The 14,278-nt window shown below is 64.6% G+C and carries 14 protein-coding genes; 13 read left to right on the top strand and 1 reads right to left on the bottom strand.

Features of this window, described 5'->3' with window-relative positions; all coding sequences use genetic code 11:
* Nucleotides 1-34: 34 nt before the first annotated feature.
* The 13 genes from iolD (at nucleotide 35) to FJ548_RS09350 (ending at nucleotide 13,184) form a co-directional block, all read left to right on the top strand.
* Nucleotides 35-1,885 carry a 3D-(3,5/4)-trihydroxycyclohexane-1,2-dione acylhydrolase (decyclizing) gene (gene iolD, locus FJ548_RS09410; protein WP_140777708.1) on the top strand — a complete coding sequence of 617 codons (1,851 nt, stop codon included), beginning with the start codon at nucleotides 35-37 and terminating at the stop codon, nucleotides 1,883-1,885.
* 171 nt (nucleotides 1,886-2,056) lie between these two features.
* Complete coding sequence (iolE, locus tag FJ548_RS09405) at nucleotides 2,057-2,974, top strand: myo-inosose-2 dehydratase (protein ID WP_140777707.1); 918 nt, start codon at nucleotides 2,057-2,059, stop codon at nucleotides 2,972-2,974.
* 42 nt (nucleotides 2,975-3,016) lie between these two features.
* Nucleotides 3,017-3,235, top strand: coding sequence for a DUF3329 domain-containing protein (locus FJ548_RS09400; RefSeq protein WP_140606613.1), 219 nt, complete (start codon nucleotides 3,017-3,019; stop codon nucleotides 3,233-3,235).
* Between the two features lie 326 nt (nucleotides 3,236-3,561).
* Nucleotides 3,562-4,374 (top strand): 5-deoxy-glucuronate isomerase, encoded by an 813-nt coding sequence (iolB, locus tag FJ548_RS09395; protein WP_140777706.1) that lies wholly within the window; start codon nucleotides 3,562-3,564, stop codon nucleotides 4,372-4,374.
* A gap of 151 nt (nucleotides 4,375-4,525) precedes the next feature.
* A complete protein-coding gene (locus tag FJ548_RS09390) occupies nucleotides 4,526-5,233 on the top strand; it encodes a DUF1045 domain-containing protein (protein ID WP_140612632.1) in 708 nt (235 codons plus the stop codon).
* 48 nt (nucleotides 5,234-5,281) lie between these two features.
* Nucleotides 5,282-6,421: an alpha-D-ribose 1-methylphosphonate 5-triphosphate diphosphatase gene (locus tag FJ548_RS09385; protein ID WP_140612634.1), complete on the top strand. Its 1,140-nt coding sequence runs from the start codon at nucleotides 5,282-5,284 to the stop codon at nucleotides 6,419-6,421.
* Nucleotides 6,418-7,047, top strand: coding sequence for a phosphonate metabolism protein/1,5-bisphosphokinase (PRPP-forming) PhnN (gene phnN / locus FJ548_RS09380; protein WP_181165731.1), 630 nt, complete (start codon nucleotides 6,418-6,420; stop codon nucleotides 7,045-7,047). The genes FJ548_RS09385 and phnN overlap by 4 nt, the downstream gene beginning before the upstream one ends.
* 193 nt (nucleotides 7,048-7,240) lie before the next feature.
* Entirely contained in the window at nucleotides 7,241-8,158 is a 918-nt protein-coding gene (locus FJ548_RS09375) for a MurR/RpiR family transcriptional regulator (protein WP_140777705.1), read from the top strand.
* Between the two features lie 91 nt (nucleotides 8,159-8,249).
* The gene (locus tag FJ548_RS09370) at nucleotides 8,250-9,254 is read left to right on the top strand and encodes an extracellular solute-binding protein (RefSeq protein ID WP_181165732.1); all 1,005 of its coding nucleotides are present in this window, start codon (nucleotides 8,250-8,252) and stop codon (nucleotides 9,252-9,254) included.
* A gap of 16 nt (nucleotides 9,255-9,270) precedes the next feature.
* Nucleotides 9,271-11,100 carry an ABC transporter permease subunit gene (locus FJ548_RS09365; RefSeq protein WP_181168743.1) on the top strand — a complete coding sequence of 610 codons (1,830 nt, stop codon included), beginning with the start codon at nucleotides 9,271-9,273 and terminating at the stop codon, nucleotides 11,098-11,100.
* On the top strand, nucleotides 11,097-12,140 hold the full coding sequence (locus tag FJ548_RS09360) for an ABC transporter ATP-binding protein (protein ID WP_140612642.1): 1,044 nt from the start codon (nucleotides 11,097-11,099) through the stop codon (nucleotides 12,138-12,140). Before FJ548_RS09365 ends, FJ548_RS09360 begins: the two co-directional genes overlap by 4 nt.
* Nucleotides 12,141-12,216: 76 nt before the next feature.
* Nucleotides 12,217-12,972 carry a COG4280 domain-containing protein gene (locus FJ548_RS09355; protein ID WP_140612644.1) on the top strand — a complete coding sequence of 252 codons (756 nt, stop codon included), beginning with the start codon at nucleotides 12,217-12,219 and terminating at the stop codon, nucleotides 12,970-12,972.
* A complete protein-coding gene (locus FJ548_RS09350) occupies nucleotides 12,969-13,184 on the top strand; it encodes a hypothetical protein (RefSeq protein ID WP_140612646.1) in 216 nt (71 codons plus the stop codon). The genes FJ548_RS09355 and FJ548_RS09350 overlap by 4 nt, the downstream gene beginning before the upstream one ends.
* A gap of 79 nt (nucleotides 13,185-13,263) precedes the next feature.
* Here the strand turns inward: FJ548_RS09350 and FJ548_RS09345 are convergent, their stop codons facing one another.
* Nucleotides 13,264-14,259, bottom strand: a complete 996-nt coding sequence (locus FJ548_RS09345; RefSeq protein ID WP_140612648.1) for an ABC transporter permease — start codon at nucleotides 14,257-14,259, stop codon at nucleotides 13,264-13,266.
* Nucleotides 14,260-14,278 lie beyond the last annotated feature (19 nt).

Below are 14,278 nucleotides of genomic sequence, written 5' to 3'. Positions count from 1 at the left end.
CAGGCGCGGCACAAGGACTGCGAAGGAAAAGACCATGAGCAAGACAATCCGCCTGACGATGGCGCAGGCGTTGACCCGCTTCCTGTCCCACCAGATGACCGAGATCGACGGAAAAAAAATGCCGATCTTCGGCGGTGTCTGGGCGATCTTCGGCCATGGCAATGTCGCCGGCATCGGCGAGGCGCTCTACCAGGTGCGCGACGACTTGCCGACTTTTCGCGCCCACAACGAACAGGCGATGGCGCATGCGGCGATCGCTTATGCCAAGGCCAATTTCCGCCGCCGCTTCATGGCCGCGACCTCTTCGATCGGGCCGGGCGCGCTCAACATGGTGACGGCTGCCGCACTCGCCCATGTCAACCGCTTGCCGGTTCTGTTCCTGCCTGGCGATGTCTTCGCCAACCGCATTCCCGATCCGGTGCTGCAGCAGGCCGAGGATTTTTCCGACGGCACCGCGACCGTCAACGACTGTTTCCGTCCGGTCTCGCGCTATTTCGACCGCATCACGCGGCCAGAGCAGATCATCCCGGCGTTGAGCCGCGCGATGCAGGTGCTGACCGATCCGGCCGATTGCGGGCCGGTGACGCTGTCGCTGTGCCAGGATGTGCAGGCCGAGGCCTATGACTATCCGGAGAGCTTCTTCGTCGAACGGGTCTGGCATCAGCGCCGGCCGCGTCCGGATCGCGGCGAGCTTGCCGCGGCCGTCGCAACACTCAAGGGCGCGAAGAAGCCGCTGATCATCGCCGGCGGCGGCGTCCTCTATTCGCAGGCATCGGATGAGTTGGCCAGATTCGCCGGGGGTGCCGGCATTCCGGTCTGCGAGACGCAAGGCGGCAAGTCCTCGCTGCCGGACGGTCATCCGCTCAATATGGCGGCGGTCGGCGTCACCGGCACTTCGGCCGCCAACCGGCTGGCTGAGGAAGCCGATGTGGTGCTGGCCATCGGCACGCGGCTGCAGGATTTCACCACCGGCTCTTGGGCGCTGTTCAAGAACTCCGGCAAGACCATCATCGGGCTCAACGTGCAGCCTTTCGATGCCGGCAAGCACCGCGCGCTGCCGCTGGTCGCCGATGCGGCCGAGGGTCTCGCCGAACTCGGCGCCGCGCTGAAGGGCTGGAAGGCGCCCGCCGTCTGGACCGAGAATGCGGCCAAGGGCAAGAAGATCTGGCAGTCCGACGCGGCCAAGGTGACGGCGTCGACCAACGTCGCTTTCCCCTCCGACGCGCAGGTGATCGGCGCCGTGCAGCGGGCCATGGGCTCCGGCGTGACCCTGCTGCATGCGGCCGGCGGCCTGCCGGGAGAACTGCACAAGCTCTGGCAGGCCGGCACGCCCGGCTCCTACCATGCCGAATACGGCTTCTCGACCATGGGCTACGAGATAGCCGGCGGGCTTGGCGCCAAGATGGCGAAGCCGGACGAAGAGGTCGTCGTCATGATCGGCGACGGCTCCTACCTGATGCTCAATTCCGAGATCGCCACCTCGGTGATGCTCGGTTTGAAGCTGACCATCGTGCTGCTCGACAACAGGGGTTTCGGCTGCATCAACCGGCTGCAGATGGCAACCGGCGGCGCCAACTTCAACAATCTGCTGAAAGACTCGCGCCACGAGATCCTGCCCGATGTTGACTTTGCCGCGCATGCGGCGAGCATGGGGGCGATTGCCGAGAAGGTGCCGTCGATCGCCGAGCTGGAAAACGCGCTGCGGAAGGCGAAGACAAACGACCGCACCACCGTGCTGGTCATCGACACCGACCCGCTGGTCTCGACCGATGCCGGCGGCCACTGGTGGGACGTGGCGGTGCCGGAAGTCTCCGCGCGGCCACAAGTGAACGCGGCACGCAAGGCCTATGACGAGAAGCGGCAGATGCAGAGTGTCGGTGACTAATGTCAGCGCCGCCCCTCACCCTTACCCTCTCCCCGTAAGAACGGGGAGAGGGGTCGCCAGCGTCGTGATCAGCCCCTTACCCGTCCCTATACGGGGAGAAGGTGCCGGCAGGCGGATGAGGGGCGGCACTGACGGCCAAAGAATGACCTGTTTTGAAACTGGAGTGACGACTTGAAAGCCAAACTGGGCATGTCCCCCATTGCATGGTGGAACGACGATCTTGCCGAACTCAGCGATGATGTGTCGCTGGAGGAGTGCCTGCGCCAGTCGCGTTCGGCTGGCTTCACCGGCATGGAGATGGGCCGGCGTTTTCCCAACGATCCCGCTGTCATGCTGCCGATCCTGAAGGCGGCCGACGTGACGCTGTGCGGCGGCTGGTTCTCGGGCACGCTGGTCGATGAGGACATGGCCAAGAACAAGGATCGCATCCAGCCGATGATCGACTTGTTCAAGGCGGTCAACGCGCCCTGCATCGTCTATGGCGAGGTCGGCCGCTCGATCCAGGGCGACCGTTCCAAGCCGCTTGCCACTAAGCCGAAACTCACCAGCGACGAGATGAGGGCGTATGGCCGGCGCCTGACCGAGTTCGGCGAATGGTGTGCCGAACAGGGCATGCCGCTGTCCTACCACCATCATATGGCGGCGGTGGTCGAGACCGAGCCGGAACTCGATGCCTTCATGCGCCATTCCGGCGAAGGTATTCCGCTGCTGCTCGATGCCGGCCACCTGGCCTTCGCTGGCGGCGATGTGCTGCGCGCCATCGACAACCACCACAGGCGCATCAACCATGTCCACGTGAAGGATGTGCGCATGGGCGTGATCGACAAGCTCGACCGTACGAAGCAATCCTTCCTCGATGCCGTGGCGCTCGGCGCCTTCACGGTACCGGGCGACGGCTCGCTGGATTTCGGCGCCATCGTGCAGCGCTTCGCCGATCATGGTTATGAGGGCTGGTTCGTGGTGGAGGCCGAGCAGGATCCGAAAGAGAACCCGCCGCTCAGGATGGCGCAGGTCGGCTACAAGGAACTGATGCGGGTGATGACGGCCGCCGGCTACACGGTCGAAACGCAAGGTTTTCCGCATGCCTGACGCGAGGGTTCCCCGCGAGGCGGGTTGCTATAGATTGGGCTGATGAAAGATTCCGAACATCCCTTCTTCCGACCACTTTGGCGGCGCGTCGCCGTCGTCGCGGTCTGCGTCCTCTGGTCGGTCATCGAGTTCGCCACCGGCACGCCGTTCTGGGGCGTCATCGCGCTCGGCTTTGCCGGCTATGGCGTCTGGCAGTTTTTTTACCTCTACAAGCCGGCCGACGAGAGCAAGGCAACGGCCGAGCCCGAAGCGAAGGAGTGACTGATCCTATGCGTTGGCGATTAGCATGGCCTTCGCAAATCTTCGGCCGGCGCCCTTCCAACTTCGTCATCCTAGGGCGAAGCAGGAGCGAAGCTCCGTCGCGGAGACCCTGGGATCCATGCCGTTACCTCGGCCGAAGGGCACAGCGGAGCGGAATTCTGCACCGTCACACCAGCTTCAAAGTCTTGGCATGGATCCTAGGGTCTGCGCTGCGTCGCTACGCTCCTTGCTGCGCCCTAGGATGACGAAGTTAGAAGCACTGCACCCTTTCAAACAGGCGGCTTGGCTTCAGGGAATCCTTCAAGCCAACGGAATAGGAGACAAAAATGTCGAAACTGCTGGTGAAGGCCGACAAGGGCCATGGCCGCGTTGCCCATGTGACGCCGAAAAGCGCCGGCTGGACGTATGTCGGTTTCGACCTGCATCGGCTGAAGCCGGGCGAAAGTGCCTCGGGCCAAACGGCCGATCGCGAGGTCTGCCTGGTGTTCGTGACCGGCAAGGGCACCGCCACCACCGGAGGCAAGGATCTTGGGGTGCTCGGCGAGCGAATGTCGCCCTTCGATGGCAAGCCGTGGTCGGTCTATGTTCCCGAGGGATCGGACTGGTCGGTAACAGCCGATACCGAGCTGGAACTGGCGGTCTGCTCGGCGCCGGGCCTGGGCGGCGGGTTGCCGGTTCGGGTGATCGGGCCGGACGATCTCGGCCAGGAGGTGCGCGGCAAGGGCACCAATACGCGCTACGTCACCAACATCCTGCCGGAAGGCGAGCCGGCCGATTCCTTGCTTGTGGTCGAGGTCATCACGCCGGGCGGCCATACGTCGAGCTATCCGCCGCACAAGCATGACCAGGACAATCTGCCCGCCGAATCCTATCTCGAGGAAACCTACTATCACCGCCTCAACCCGCCGCAGGGCTTCGCCTTCCAACGCGTCTATACCGACGCCGACAAGGATGGCCATCGCGCGCTGGACGAGGCCATGGCGATCGAGGATGGCGACGTGGTGCTGGTGCCCAAGGGCTATCACCCCTGCGCCGCCTGCCACGGCTACGACCTCTACTATCTCAACGTCATGGCCGGACCCAAGCGGACGTGGAAATTCCACAATGCCCCCGAGCACGAATGGTTGATGAAGGCCTGAGAATCGGGGCGGGACCGGTGAAGCTATTGGTCCAGCTCGGAAAAATCGTCGGCTAAGGAACTGAGGAGCGATTTGCCTTCGAAAACCCTTCAAAGCTTCGTCAATCCGTCATGGAAATCACCTATGGCAACGGATCTGATGAGGACTTGCCATGCGTTATGCCATCTATTTCGCCCCCCGGCAGGACGAACCGCTGGCGCGGATCGCCGCCAACTGGCTGGGCCGCGACCCGTTCGGCGCGGCGACAAAGCCGGTTGAGGCCGTGGCCGACCTTGCGGCGGCGGAAGTTGCCTTCCACACCGCTTCGGCGCGCCGCTATGGCTTCCACGCGACGCTGAAAGCTCCGTTCCGTCTTGCGGTGAACGAGACAGAGAGTTCGCTGCGCGCGGCACTCGACCAATTCGCCGAGGCGACGCCGGTGGTGACGATCCCGCGTCTCGTCGTCAGCCAGATCGACAGCTTTTTCGCGCTGGTGCCGGACGGTCCGCTGCCGCCGCTCAACCGCTTCGCCGACGACGTCGTGCGCGATTTCGACCGGTTCCGTGCGCCGCTGACCGAAGCCGAGATCGAACGGCGCAGTCCGGATTCGCTGAAGCCGGCCGAGTTCCGCAATCTCTGCCAGTGGGGTTACCCCTATGTCTTCGAGACGTTCCGCTTTCATATGACGCTGTCCGGGCGGGCAGGGCCACAGGAAAGCCCTCGTCTGCGCGCGGCAATCGACAGCCTGTTCGCGGATGTGCTTCGGCAGCCGGTGCTGGTGGATGGACTGACGCTGTTCGTCGAACCCGAACCAGGCGCGCCATTCCTGGTGCTTTCGCAGCACGCGCTGGGACGGCGCCCGACCAGAAAAACCGCCTGACCGCCTGCCGGAATAGCTCCGGCCGGAGATAACCGAGGACTGCCCGAAATGACCGCCGAGACTGTTCTTTCCAACGCCCGCATCGTGCTTGCCGACGAGATCGTCGAGGGTTCGCTGGTGCTGCGTGACGGCTTAATCACCGGCATCGATCCAGGTGCTGCCCGAACCGGCGACGACATGGGCGGCGACTATATAATTCCGGGACTGGTCGAACTGCATACCGACCATCTCGAAGGCCATTACGCGCCGCGGCCGAAGGTGCGCTGGAACCCTATCGCGGCCGTGCTCGCCCATGACGCGCAGGTCGCGACCGCCGGCATCACCACCGTGCTCGACGCCTTGCGGGTCGGCATGGATGAAGACGCCGACCTGACCTCGGACGACATCCGCAAGCTCGCCGATGCGATCGAGGACAGCGTGCGGGAAGACCGGCTGCGCGCCGACCACTTTATCCATCTGCGCTGCGAAGTTTCGGCGCCGGACTGCCTGCGGGCCTTTGCCAATTTCGAGACTGACGACCGGGTGAAATTGGCGTCGCTGATGGACCATGCGCCGGGCCAGCGCCAGTTCGTCAATCTCGAGACCTATGCCTATTATTACCAGCGCAAGCTGAAGCTGAGCGACCAGGACTTCCAGAAATTCTGCGAGAAGCGAATGGGCGAATCGGCAAGCAATTCCGGCCCAAACCGGGTCTTCATCGCGGCGGCCTGCCATGAGCGCGGCATCGTTCTGGCGAGCCATGACGATGCGACGACAAGCCATGTCGACGAGGCGATCGAGCAAGGCGTCCGGGTCGCCGAGTTTCCGACCACCGAGGAAGCGGCGCGGGCTTCGAAAGCCGCCGGACTCGGCGTGCTGATGGGCGCGCCCAACGTCATGCGCGGCGGCTCGCATTCGGGCAATGTCTCGGCACGCACGCTGGCCGGCAACGGCCTGCTCGACATTCTGTCATCCGACTATATCCCCTTCAGCCTGATCCAGTCCGCCTTCTTCCTCGGCGACATGGTCGAAGGCATTTCGCTGCCGCAGGCGGTCGCCATGGTTTCGAAAAACCCGGCCGAAGCCGTTGGCCTGACCGACCGCGGCATCATCGAACAGGGCCGCCGCGCCGATCTGGTGCGCGTGCGCGTCGACGATCATGTTCCGGTCGTGCGCACCGTATGGCGGCAGGGGCGCCGGGTCGCATGATGGTGTCGGCCTTGATCGAGCGTGAGTTGTCCGCCGAAACGTTCCCGATCCGCCATGGCGTGTTTGTAGCGGTCGTAGGCCCAAGCGGTGCCGGCAAGGACACGGTGATCGGCTACGCCCGCGCGCTTTTTGCCGACGAGAGCCGGCTGGAATTCGTGCGCCGCGTCATCACCAGGCCGAGCGATGCGGCGAGCGAGGATCACGACACGCTGGCCGATGCCGCCTTTGTCGAGGCCGAGGCTGACGGCGCCTTCGCCATCTCCTGGGAGGCGCATGGGTTGCGCTATGGCCTGCCCGCCGATGTCGACTGGTCGGTCGCCAATGGCCATGTCGCGGTGGCGAACGTGTCGCGTTCGATCATACCCTCCTTGCGCGAGCGCTACGCCAATCTGGCCATTGTCGAGATCACTGCTTCGCCTGACGTGCTGGCCGAGCGACTGGCAATGCGCGGCCGGGAATCGCGCGGCGAAGTGCTGGCCCGGCTGGCGCGCAGCGCCAATGTGACCTTGTCCGGTCCCGGCGTCACCACGATCGACAACAGCGGTCCGCGCGAGGCGGCTGGCGAGCGCTTCGCCGAACTGCTGCGCAAGGCAATGGCCTTTTCCGACATGTCGGGCATGATCTAGGCCCTCCGCCCTACAGCTCGATTTTCGCACCTCACGAGGCAACGGCCGCCGCTTCCGGCGGTTTGCGGCCGCTCGTCTTTCGGCAGGCAGACATGTTCGCCTGGGCCGACCGCCATTGTCACATCCTTGTAATAGACATTTCGGATGGTGGCGCCCGTTGCAATTGCTACAGCCAGAAAAATGACCGCCCGACATGACATATGATGCCTCGAAAGATCGGAAGGCGACGGTCGATGCCCGGGTCCAGGCGGCGCTCGAAAATCTGCCGCCCGCCGAGCAGCGCATGGCGCGGTTCTTCGTCGACCAGAAGCAGTCCGTCCTGCTGGGATCGGCGGCCGAGATCGCCGAATTGGCCGGCACAAGCGACGCCACCGTCGTTAGGACGGCGCGCTCGCTTGGCTTCGAAAGCCTCTCGGCGCTTCGCCAGATGCTGCTGTCGGACCTGACCGGCACGCCATCCCCCGGCAAGCGCCTGGCGCGCACCTTGCAGGAGACCGGCGACGACAGCGCTGGCGCATTGCGACATGTGATCGACATCCACGAGAGCGTGCTCGACGTGCTGAAGCGTCCGGAGATGGCGGCCGCGTTCGAGCGCAGCATCGACATTCTGGCGCAGGCCAATCGCCGCCATGTCTTCGGCATCGGTCCATCGGGCGTCATGGCCGACTATGCCAGTTTGCAATTCAACCGGATTGGCCTGCCGACCAGCGCGCTGTCGGTATCGGGAATTGCGCTCGCCGACCGCCTGCTGTGGCTCGCCAAGGGCGACGCCGTGCTGATGATGGCCTATGCGCCGCTCTACCGCGAGGTCGAGATCATTCTCGAACAAGCCAGGCAGGTCGATGTCCCGGTCGTGCTCATCAGCGACAATCTGGCTCCACTGGTGTCCGGCAAGGTGGCCGAGACGCTGCCAATACCGCGCGGCAAGGCCGATCACCTGGCCATGCATGGCGGCACGATCGTGCTCATCGAAGCGATGATCATCGGGCTGGCGAAACGAAACAGCGAAGCCGCCTTTGATGCCCTCGAGCGGCTGAGCACGGTTCGTGGGGCGATCGACAAGGCATGGACAAAGCGCGGCGTCCGCAAGAATAATAACAATAAAAGCTAGAAACTCCTGCGCGTGACACAAAACATTCAATTTGTTCGTACATGATACAATGGGGCTTACTATGCCCATGGGAAATCCACTGGAGAACAAGATGAACGCCCGTACCATTTTCTGCTTCGCAATTGGCTTGAGCGCGCTGACCGCCGCAGCACCTGCTTCGGCATCAGACCTCGTGCTTTATGATGCGCTCGATTTCGCTGGCCCGGTGGCCAAGGCCTTCCAGGCCAAGACCGGTCTCACGGTCGACGTCGTCGAGCCTGGCAGCACCGGCGAGACGCTGGGCAAGATCGCTGCCGAAGGCAGCAACCCGCAGTTCGATATCGTCTGGCTCGACGGCTCCGCCGTCATGGAGCGCATGGCGGCCGACCACGTGCTGCAGGCGATTCCCGCTGCCGCCTACGATAAGGTGGCATTCACCGATCTCGGCAAGTCGCTGATCCCGCAGAGCCACGCTTTCCTGCCGACCGGCACCAGCACCACGGCCATCGAGGTCAACACCAAGAAAGTACCCGCCGACAAGCTGCCCAAGTCGTGGGCCGATCTTCAGTCCTTCGCAGGCAAGGTCGCGGCCAAGGATCCCAATCTGTCGGGCCCTGCCTATCAATGGCTGGCCGGCTTCTTTCAGACCAACGGCCTCGACGCCGGCAAGGCCCTGTTGACCAAGACGCTGACCAACAAGTCCCTGTCGGGCCTGTCGAGCGGCGGCAAGGTGAACAAGGCGGTGCTGACCGGCGATGCCTCGGTCGGCATCAATCAAGACAGCGCCATCTTCTCGAAGATCGCCGCCGGCGAACCCGTCGTCGCGGTCTATCCAAGCGAAGGTTCGGTGTCGCTGCCGCAGGGCCTCGGCATCAGCGCCAAGACCCAGCACATGGATGCGGCGCGGAAATTCATCGACTTCGTCACCAGCGCCGAAGGCCAGGCCGCCATGCAGAATGGCGACGATACCGACTTCTTCTACATCCCGATCATCAAGGGCATCAACGCCAAGCCGGGCCGTGAAACGAACATCACCTACACGCATCTCGACGATGCCGTGGCCTCCGCTCACGAGACCGAGTGGAAGCAGTGGTATAAGGCCAATTTCGTCCAGTGACCCGGCTGTTCGGGAAATGACGATCGTCCAGCATTCCGGCGCCGCGGCTTTTGCCCGCGGCGCCGGCGCCAGAAAACCGCCGCTGGGCCGTCTGTCGTCGCTCGCCCGCTATGGCGGTCCACTTGCGGTTTACGCCGTGTTTGGCCTGCTGATCGGATTGCCGCTTGCCCTGGTGCTGGTTCAGGCGGTCATGCCCGGCCTGTTTGCCGCGCAAGATGCCAGCAGCGGCCTGAGTTTCGAGCCGCTGGCCCGCGTCTTCAACTCGCCCTATGTCGCGGGCTCTGTCCTGCATTCGCTTGAACTCGGCATGCTCGTCGCCTGCACCACGACGGCGCTGGGTGGCGCCTTCGCGGTCCTGGTCCAGCGCTGCGACATTCCGGGGCGGACAGCGATTTCAATCGTGCCGTGGCTGGTTTTCCTGACGCCGTCCTATCTCAAGGCGCTCGCCTGGGTGCTGCTGATGTCCTCCGGCGGTTACCTGGCGCAGTTCGGGCTGCTGCCTGCCGCGCTGAGCTCGGCTTTTTTCGGCCTGGCCGGCCTGGTGTTTGTCCACACGCTCAGCCTGTTTCCGCTGGCCGCCTTCATCATCGGCAGCGCGCTCGCCGGCCTGGGCAGCGAACTGGAGGATGCCGCGCGGCTCTCCGGTGCCACGCCACTCAGGATCTGGCTCCGCATCAACGGCCCCTTGCTGGCGCCGGCCATCGCCTTGAGCTTCATCGCCACCTTCGCCGAGGTGCTGTCCGACTTCGGCCTGGCCTCGACCATCGCCAGAATGTCGAATTTCGGCGTGCTGACCTACGGCATCTACGCCGCCGCCAGCGACTACCCCGTCGACTTTCCCGCCGCCGGCGCCCAGGCGCTCATCCTGCTCAGCCTTGTGCTGCTCGTCGTGGTGGCGGACAGGCTGCTGCGCCGCCGCGCCGATCCGCGCCTGATCTCCGGCCGCGCAAGGCCCGCCCGGCTTTACAATCTCGGGGCGTGGCGCTGGCTTGCCATGGCGGCGGCCCTGGCCATCGCTTTCCTCGCACTGGCATTGCCGCTTGCCGCGATCGCGGCACGCGCCCTGACGCAGACGCTGGGTCACGGGCTCATCTGGAGCAACTTCACCAGTGCCAATGTGGTGGCGGCGCTCAGCCTGAACACCGCGGCCAATGACGGCCTGTTGCGCAGCCTCTTTTACGCCGGGCTGACGGCGCTTATCGCCAGTTCGCTTGCCCTACTCCTGTCGGCGCAACTCGATCGCGCGGGCCCGGTGCTGCGCAGCGCCGTCGTCGGCCTGTCGCTGGGATCGGTGGCGATACCGGGCATCGTGCTCGGCTTCGGCTATATCCTGGTCTGGAATCGCCTGCCGGGGTTCCGCGACTGGCCGTTTCCCCACTATGGCGACGGCTCGCTGCTGGTTATGGGCTATGTCGCGGCAGCACTTCCCTACTGTCTGGTGGTGATCCTTTCAGCCATCGGCCAGTTGGCACCGAGCCTGACGGACGCGGCGCGCCTGCATGGCGTCGGGACAATCCGGCGACTGCTGGCGATCACCTTGCCGCTGGTGCTGCTGAGCGTGGTGACGGCCTTTCTGCTGACGTTCATCCGCACCGTATTCGAGTTGCCCATCTCGCAGATGCTCATTCCGCAGAGCGGGCCGCCGGCGCCGACGCTCATCCTGAAACTGTTCAGCCACGATCGTGATGGGCTGGCATCGGCGATCGCGCTGGTCGCCATGGCGGCCGCCGGCATCGGTGCCGCGCTGGTCTGGTACCCGCTTCGGCGGTTCGTCAAACCGCGTCGAAGTGTGGGCTATACCGGCGTGGGCAGCGGTCAAGCCGCGAGAACGGGAACCTTGTCATGACCGCCTCCCTGCATTGTGCCGGCATCTGCAAATCGCTCGGTGGACGTCCGGTCCTGAGCGACCTCAATCTCAAGATCGATGCCGGCGAAGTGGTGTCGCTTCTTGGCGCCAGCGGCTCCGGCAAGACCACGCTCCTGCGCATCATCGCTGGGCTGGTCGAACCCGAAAGCGGATCGATCACGCTGGACGGGCGTGTCGTGTGGAGCGAAACGTCGGTCATCCCCGCCGAGAAGCGGCGGATCGGCATGGTTTTCCAGGACTATGCGCTGTGGCCGCACATGACGGTCGCCAACAATCTGGCCTTCGGGCTGCGCTCACAGCGGCTTTCGGATCGCGACATCGCCCAGCGGCTCGCCCACGCGCTCGACGTCACCCGCCTTGCTCCCTACAGGGATCGTTACCCGACCGAACTGTCCGGCGGCCAGCAGCAGCGGGTCGCCATCGCGCGTTGCCTTGCGGCGCGTCCAGCGCTGATGCTGTTCGATGAGCCGCTGAGCAATCTCGACGCGGCCCTGCGCGAGGATATGCGCATCGAGATGATGGAACTGGTGCGCCGCGAGGCCATCACCGTCGTCTATGTGACGCATGACCAGGCGGAGGCGATGGCGGTCTCCGACCGCATCGCCATCATGCGGGCAGGCGAGATCGTCCAGTTCGATACACCACGTGCGATCTACGAGGCGCCCGCCGATTCCTTCGTGGCCAGCTTCATCGGCGGCTTTTCGATCGTTCACGGACAGGTCCGTGACGAACGCTTCACAATCGCCGAGAGCGACGCCGAAACCGTGCGCACGCCGGGCGCACGCCCTGGCGCCGGCATGCTCGTCATCCGTCCCGAAGACGCACGCCCGGCCAACGCCTATCCGGACAACCGTCTGCAGGGCAAGGTTCTGTCGAGCGCCTTCCAGGGCCGATGCTGGCGGCTGGCGGTCGACCTCGGCCCCCACCGCGTGCGGCTCGATTGGCCCGAAGCGCCGCCGGTTGGCGCTTCGCTTGCTTTTTCGCTGCCGCCGGAGCGCTGTGTGGTGCTGACCGCATAGTGATGCTAACCACGATGCCGAATGTGGAAACGGCCTTTCAAAAGTTCATGATCAAACGAAGACACAGGGCGCCTTCATGCAGACACTGACACCCATTCTCTCGACGGTCACGGCGGCATTTCTCGCCTCCTTGGTCGAGGTCGTCGAGGCCTTCACCATCGTGCTCGCGGTCGGGGTGACACGCAGCTGGCGCCCGGCCCTGACCGGCGCCGCCCTGGCGCTGGCGGTGCTGGCGGCCCTGGTACTGGCGTTCGGCCCGCTGCTGGCGCTGGTGCCGATCTCCACGCTGCAGTTCGTTGTTGGGGTGCTGCTGATCCTGTTCGGCATGCGCTGGCTGCGAAAGGCCATCCTGCGCAGTGTCGGCGTGATCGCCCTGCATGACGAGGAGGCGGCCTTTGCCAAGGAAACCGCCGCCCTGAACCGGCAGGCCAATGACCGCCGCGCCGACTATCTTGCCGGTCTGGCGTCGTTCAAGGCGGTGCTGCTCGAAGGCGTCGAGGTGGTGTTCATCGTCATTGCCGTCGGTGCCGCGCACGGGCAGACGCTCTACGCCAGCCTGGGTGCGCTGGCGGCCTTCGTCCTGGTGATGCTTGTCGGCCTTGCCGTGCACCGGCCGCTGGCGCGCGTTCCGGAGAATGCACTCAAATTCGTGGTCGGTCTGATGCTGACCAGCTTCGGCATCTTCTGGACCGGCGAAGGCATCGGCGCCGACTGGCCAGGCGCCGATCTCGCCCTGCTCGCCATCTTCGCCATCATCGCGGTGGCGTCCTTCGCCATGGTGCGCTGGTTGCGCATTACCCACCCCGCAGCCGCTGGAGGGCTCGTCCGATGAACGTCATTCGTCTTATCGCCAAGGAATTCTTCGGCATGTTCGTCGATGACGGCAATCTGGCGCTGCTGGCGCTGGTGCTGGTGGCCGCCGTGCTTGCGGCGGTGAAGCTGCTGGCACTGCCGCCGTTGCTCGGCGGCGCGTTGCTGCTGGTCGGCTGTCTCGCCATCCTGTTGCAAAGCGTTCGCCGCGCCGCAAGCGCGACCAACCGGTAGCTCCGACAGGCACGCGCTGAAGCCTGACGGGCTCAGCCGCGCAAGGTGCGGGCAAGCGCGGCGCAGAGTGGCAGGGATGTTACTCAGCGGCCGCGCCAGCTATGGTCTTGCGGCTGGCGTCGATCATGCGCCGCCGGGCCCGGAACACGCCCCATTGCTGGTCGACGAGCACGCCGATGAGGATAACGCCACCCATCACCGCGAAGTTGAGGGAGGACGGAATGCCGAGCAGGTTGACGAGGTTCTGCAACTCCTGCAGCAGCACGGTGCCGAGGAGGACGCCGATCAGCGAGCCCTCGCCGCCACGCAACGAGAAGCCGCCAAGCACCGCCGCGGCGATGGCGTAAAGCTCGTAGAACTGGCCGTGGCTGGCCGGCGAGATCGAGCGCGTGTACATGGCGAAATAGATCGCCGACAGCGCCGTCAGCACGCCGCAGATGACATAGGCCGCCATGACGATGCGCCCGGTGCGGATGCCCGAATATTTCGCCGCCTCCTCGTTCTTGCCGATGGCGTAGAGATAACGGCCGAACACCGAGCGGTGCAGCACCACCCACATGACGATGGCGATGACGATCAAGGCGAAGAAGGAGTTCGGCACGCCCCAGGAGCGGCCGGCAGAGAGGAATTCGAGCTCCGGAAAGTTCTGGCCGAAGGCGAAGCCGGCGGTGCCGTCGGCGGTGTAGAAGCGGGCGACGCCGCGATATATCAACAGGCCGCACAGCGTGACGACGAAGGGCTGCAGCTTGAGCCGCGTGATCAGCCAGCCATGCACCAGGCCGATAATGGCCCCCAATGCGATGATCAGCACGAAGGCCAGCGGCCAGTCGAGTTCGCGCACGGCGATGAAGTCGATGAACAGCGTGCCCAGCAACGCCACCAGCGAACCGACCGACAGCTCGATGCCGCCGGTGATGATGACAAAGGCCTGGCCGATGGAAAGGATGCCGAACAGGCCGATCAGGTTCGAGGTGTTGGCAAGGTTGATCGGCAACAGGAAGCGCGGGTTGATGATGGCAACGATGGCCCCGACCACCAGGATCAGGATCAGCAGGCCGAGATCTTTCTTGCTCATCGTCTTCTCCCCAATGCTT

Source organism: Mesorhizobium sp. B2-4-17, assembly GCF_006441275.1.
In the GTDB taxonomy this organism is placed as follows: Bacteria; Pseudomonadota; Alphaproteobacteria; order Rhizobiales; family Rhizobiaceae; genus Mesorhizobium.
The sequence above is the reverse complement of the archived record's forward strand: the minus strand, read 5'-3'. Positions and strand labels throughout refer to the sequence as shown.

Coding starts and splice junctions, on each gene's coding strand:
- FJ548_RS09360 (WP_140612642.1), top strand. CDS start 11,097: ATGACCGCCTCCCTGCATTGTGCCGGCATCTGCAAATCGCTCGGTGGA.
- FJ548_RS09400 (WP_140606613.1), top strand. CDS start 3,017: ATGAAAGATTCCGAACATCCCTTCTTCCGACCACTTTGGCGGCGCGTC.
- FJ548_RS09350 (WP_140612646.1), top strand. CDS start 12,969: ATGAACGTCATTCGTCTTATCGCCAAGGAATTCTTCGGCATGTTCGTC.
- FJ548_RS09345 (WP_140612648.1), bottom strand. CDS start 14,259: ATGAGCAAGAAAGATCTCGGCCTGCTGATCCTGATCCTGGTGGTCGGG.
- FJ548_RS09370 (WP_181165732.1), top strand. CDS start 8,250: ATGAACGCCCGTACCATTTTCTGCTTCGCAATTGGCTTGAGCGCGCTG.
- FJ548_RS09355 (WP_140612644.1), top strand. CDS start 12,217: ATGCAGACACTGACACCCATTCTCTCGACGGTCACGGCGGCATTTCTC.
- FJ548_RS09385 (WP_140612634.1), top strand. CDS start 5,282: ATGACCGCCGAGACTGTTCTTTCCAACGCCCGCATCGTGCTTGCCGAC.
- iolB (WP_140777706.1), top strand. CDS start 3,562: ATGTCGAAACTGCTGGTGAAGGCCGACAAGGGCCATGGCCGCGTTGCC.
- FJ548_RS09390 (WP_140612632.1), top strand. CDS start 4,526: ATGCGTTATGCCATCTATTTCGCCCCCCGGCAGGACGAACCGCTGGCG.
- phnN (WP_181165731.1), top strand. CDS start 6,418: ATGATGGTGTCGGCCTTGATCGAGCGTGAGTTGTCCGCCGAAACGTTC.
- iolD (WP_140777708.1), top strand. CDS start 35: ATGAGCAAGACAATCCGCCTGACGATGGCGCAGGCGTTGACCCGCTTC.
- FJ548_RS09375 (WP_140777705.1), top strand. CDS start 7,241: ATGACATATGATGCCTCGAAAGATCGGAAGGCGACGGTCGATGCCCGG.
- FJ548_RS09365 (WP_181168743.1), top strand. CDS start 9,271: ATGACGATCGTCCAGCATTCCGGCGCCGCGGCTTTTGCCCGCGGCGCC.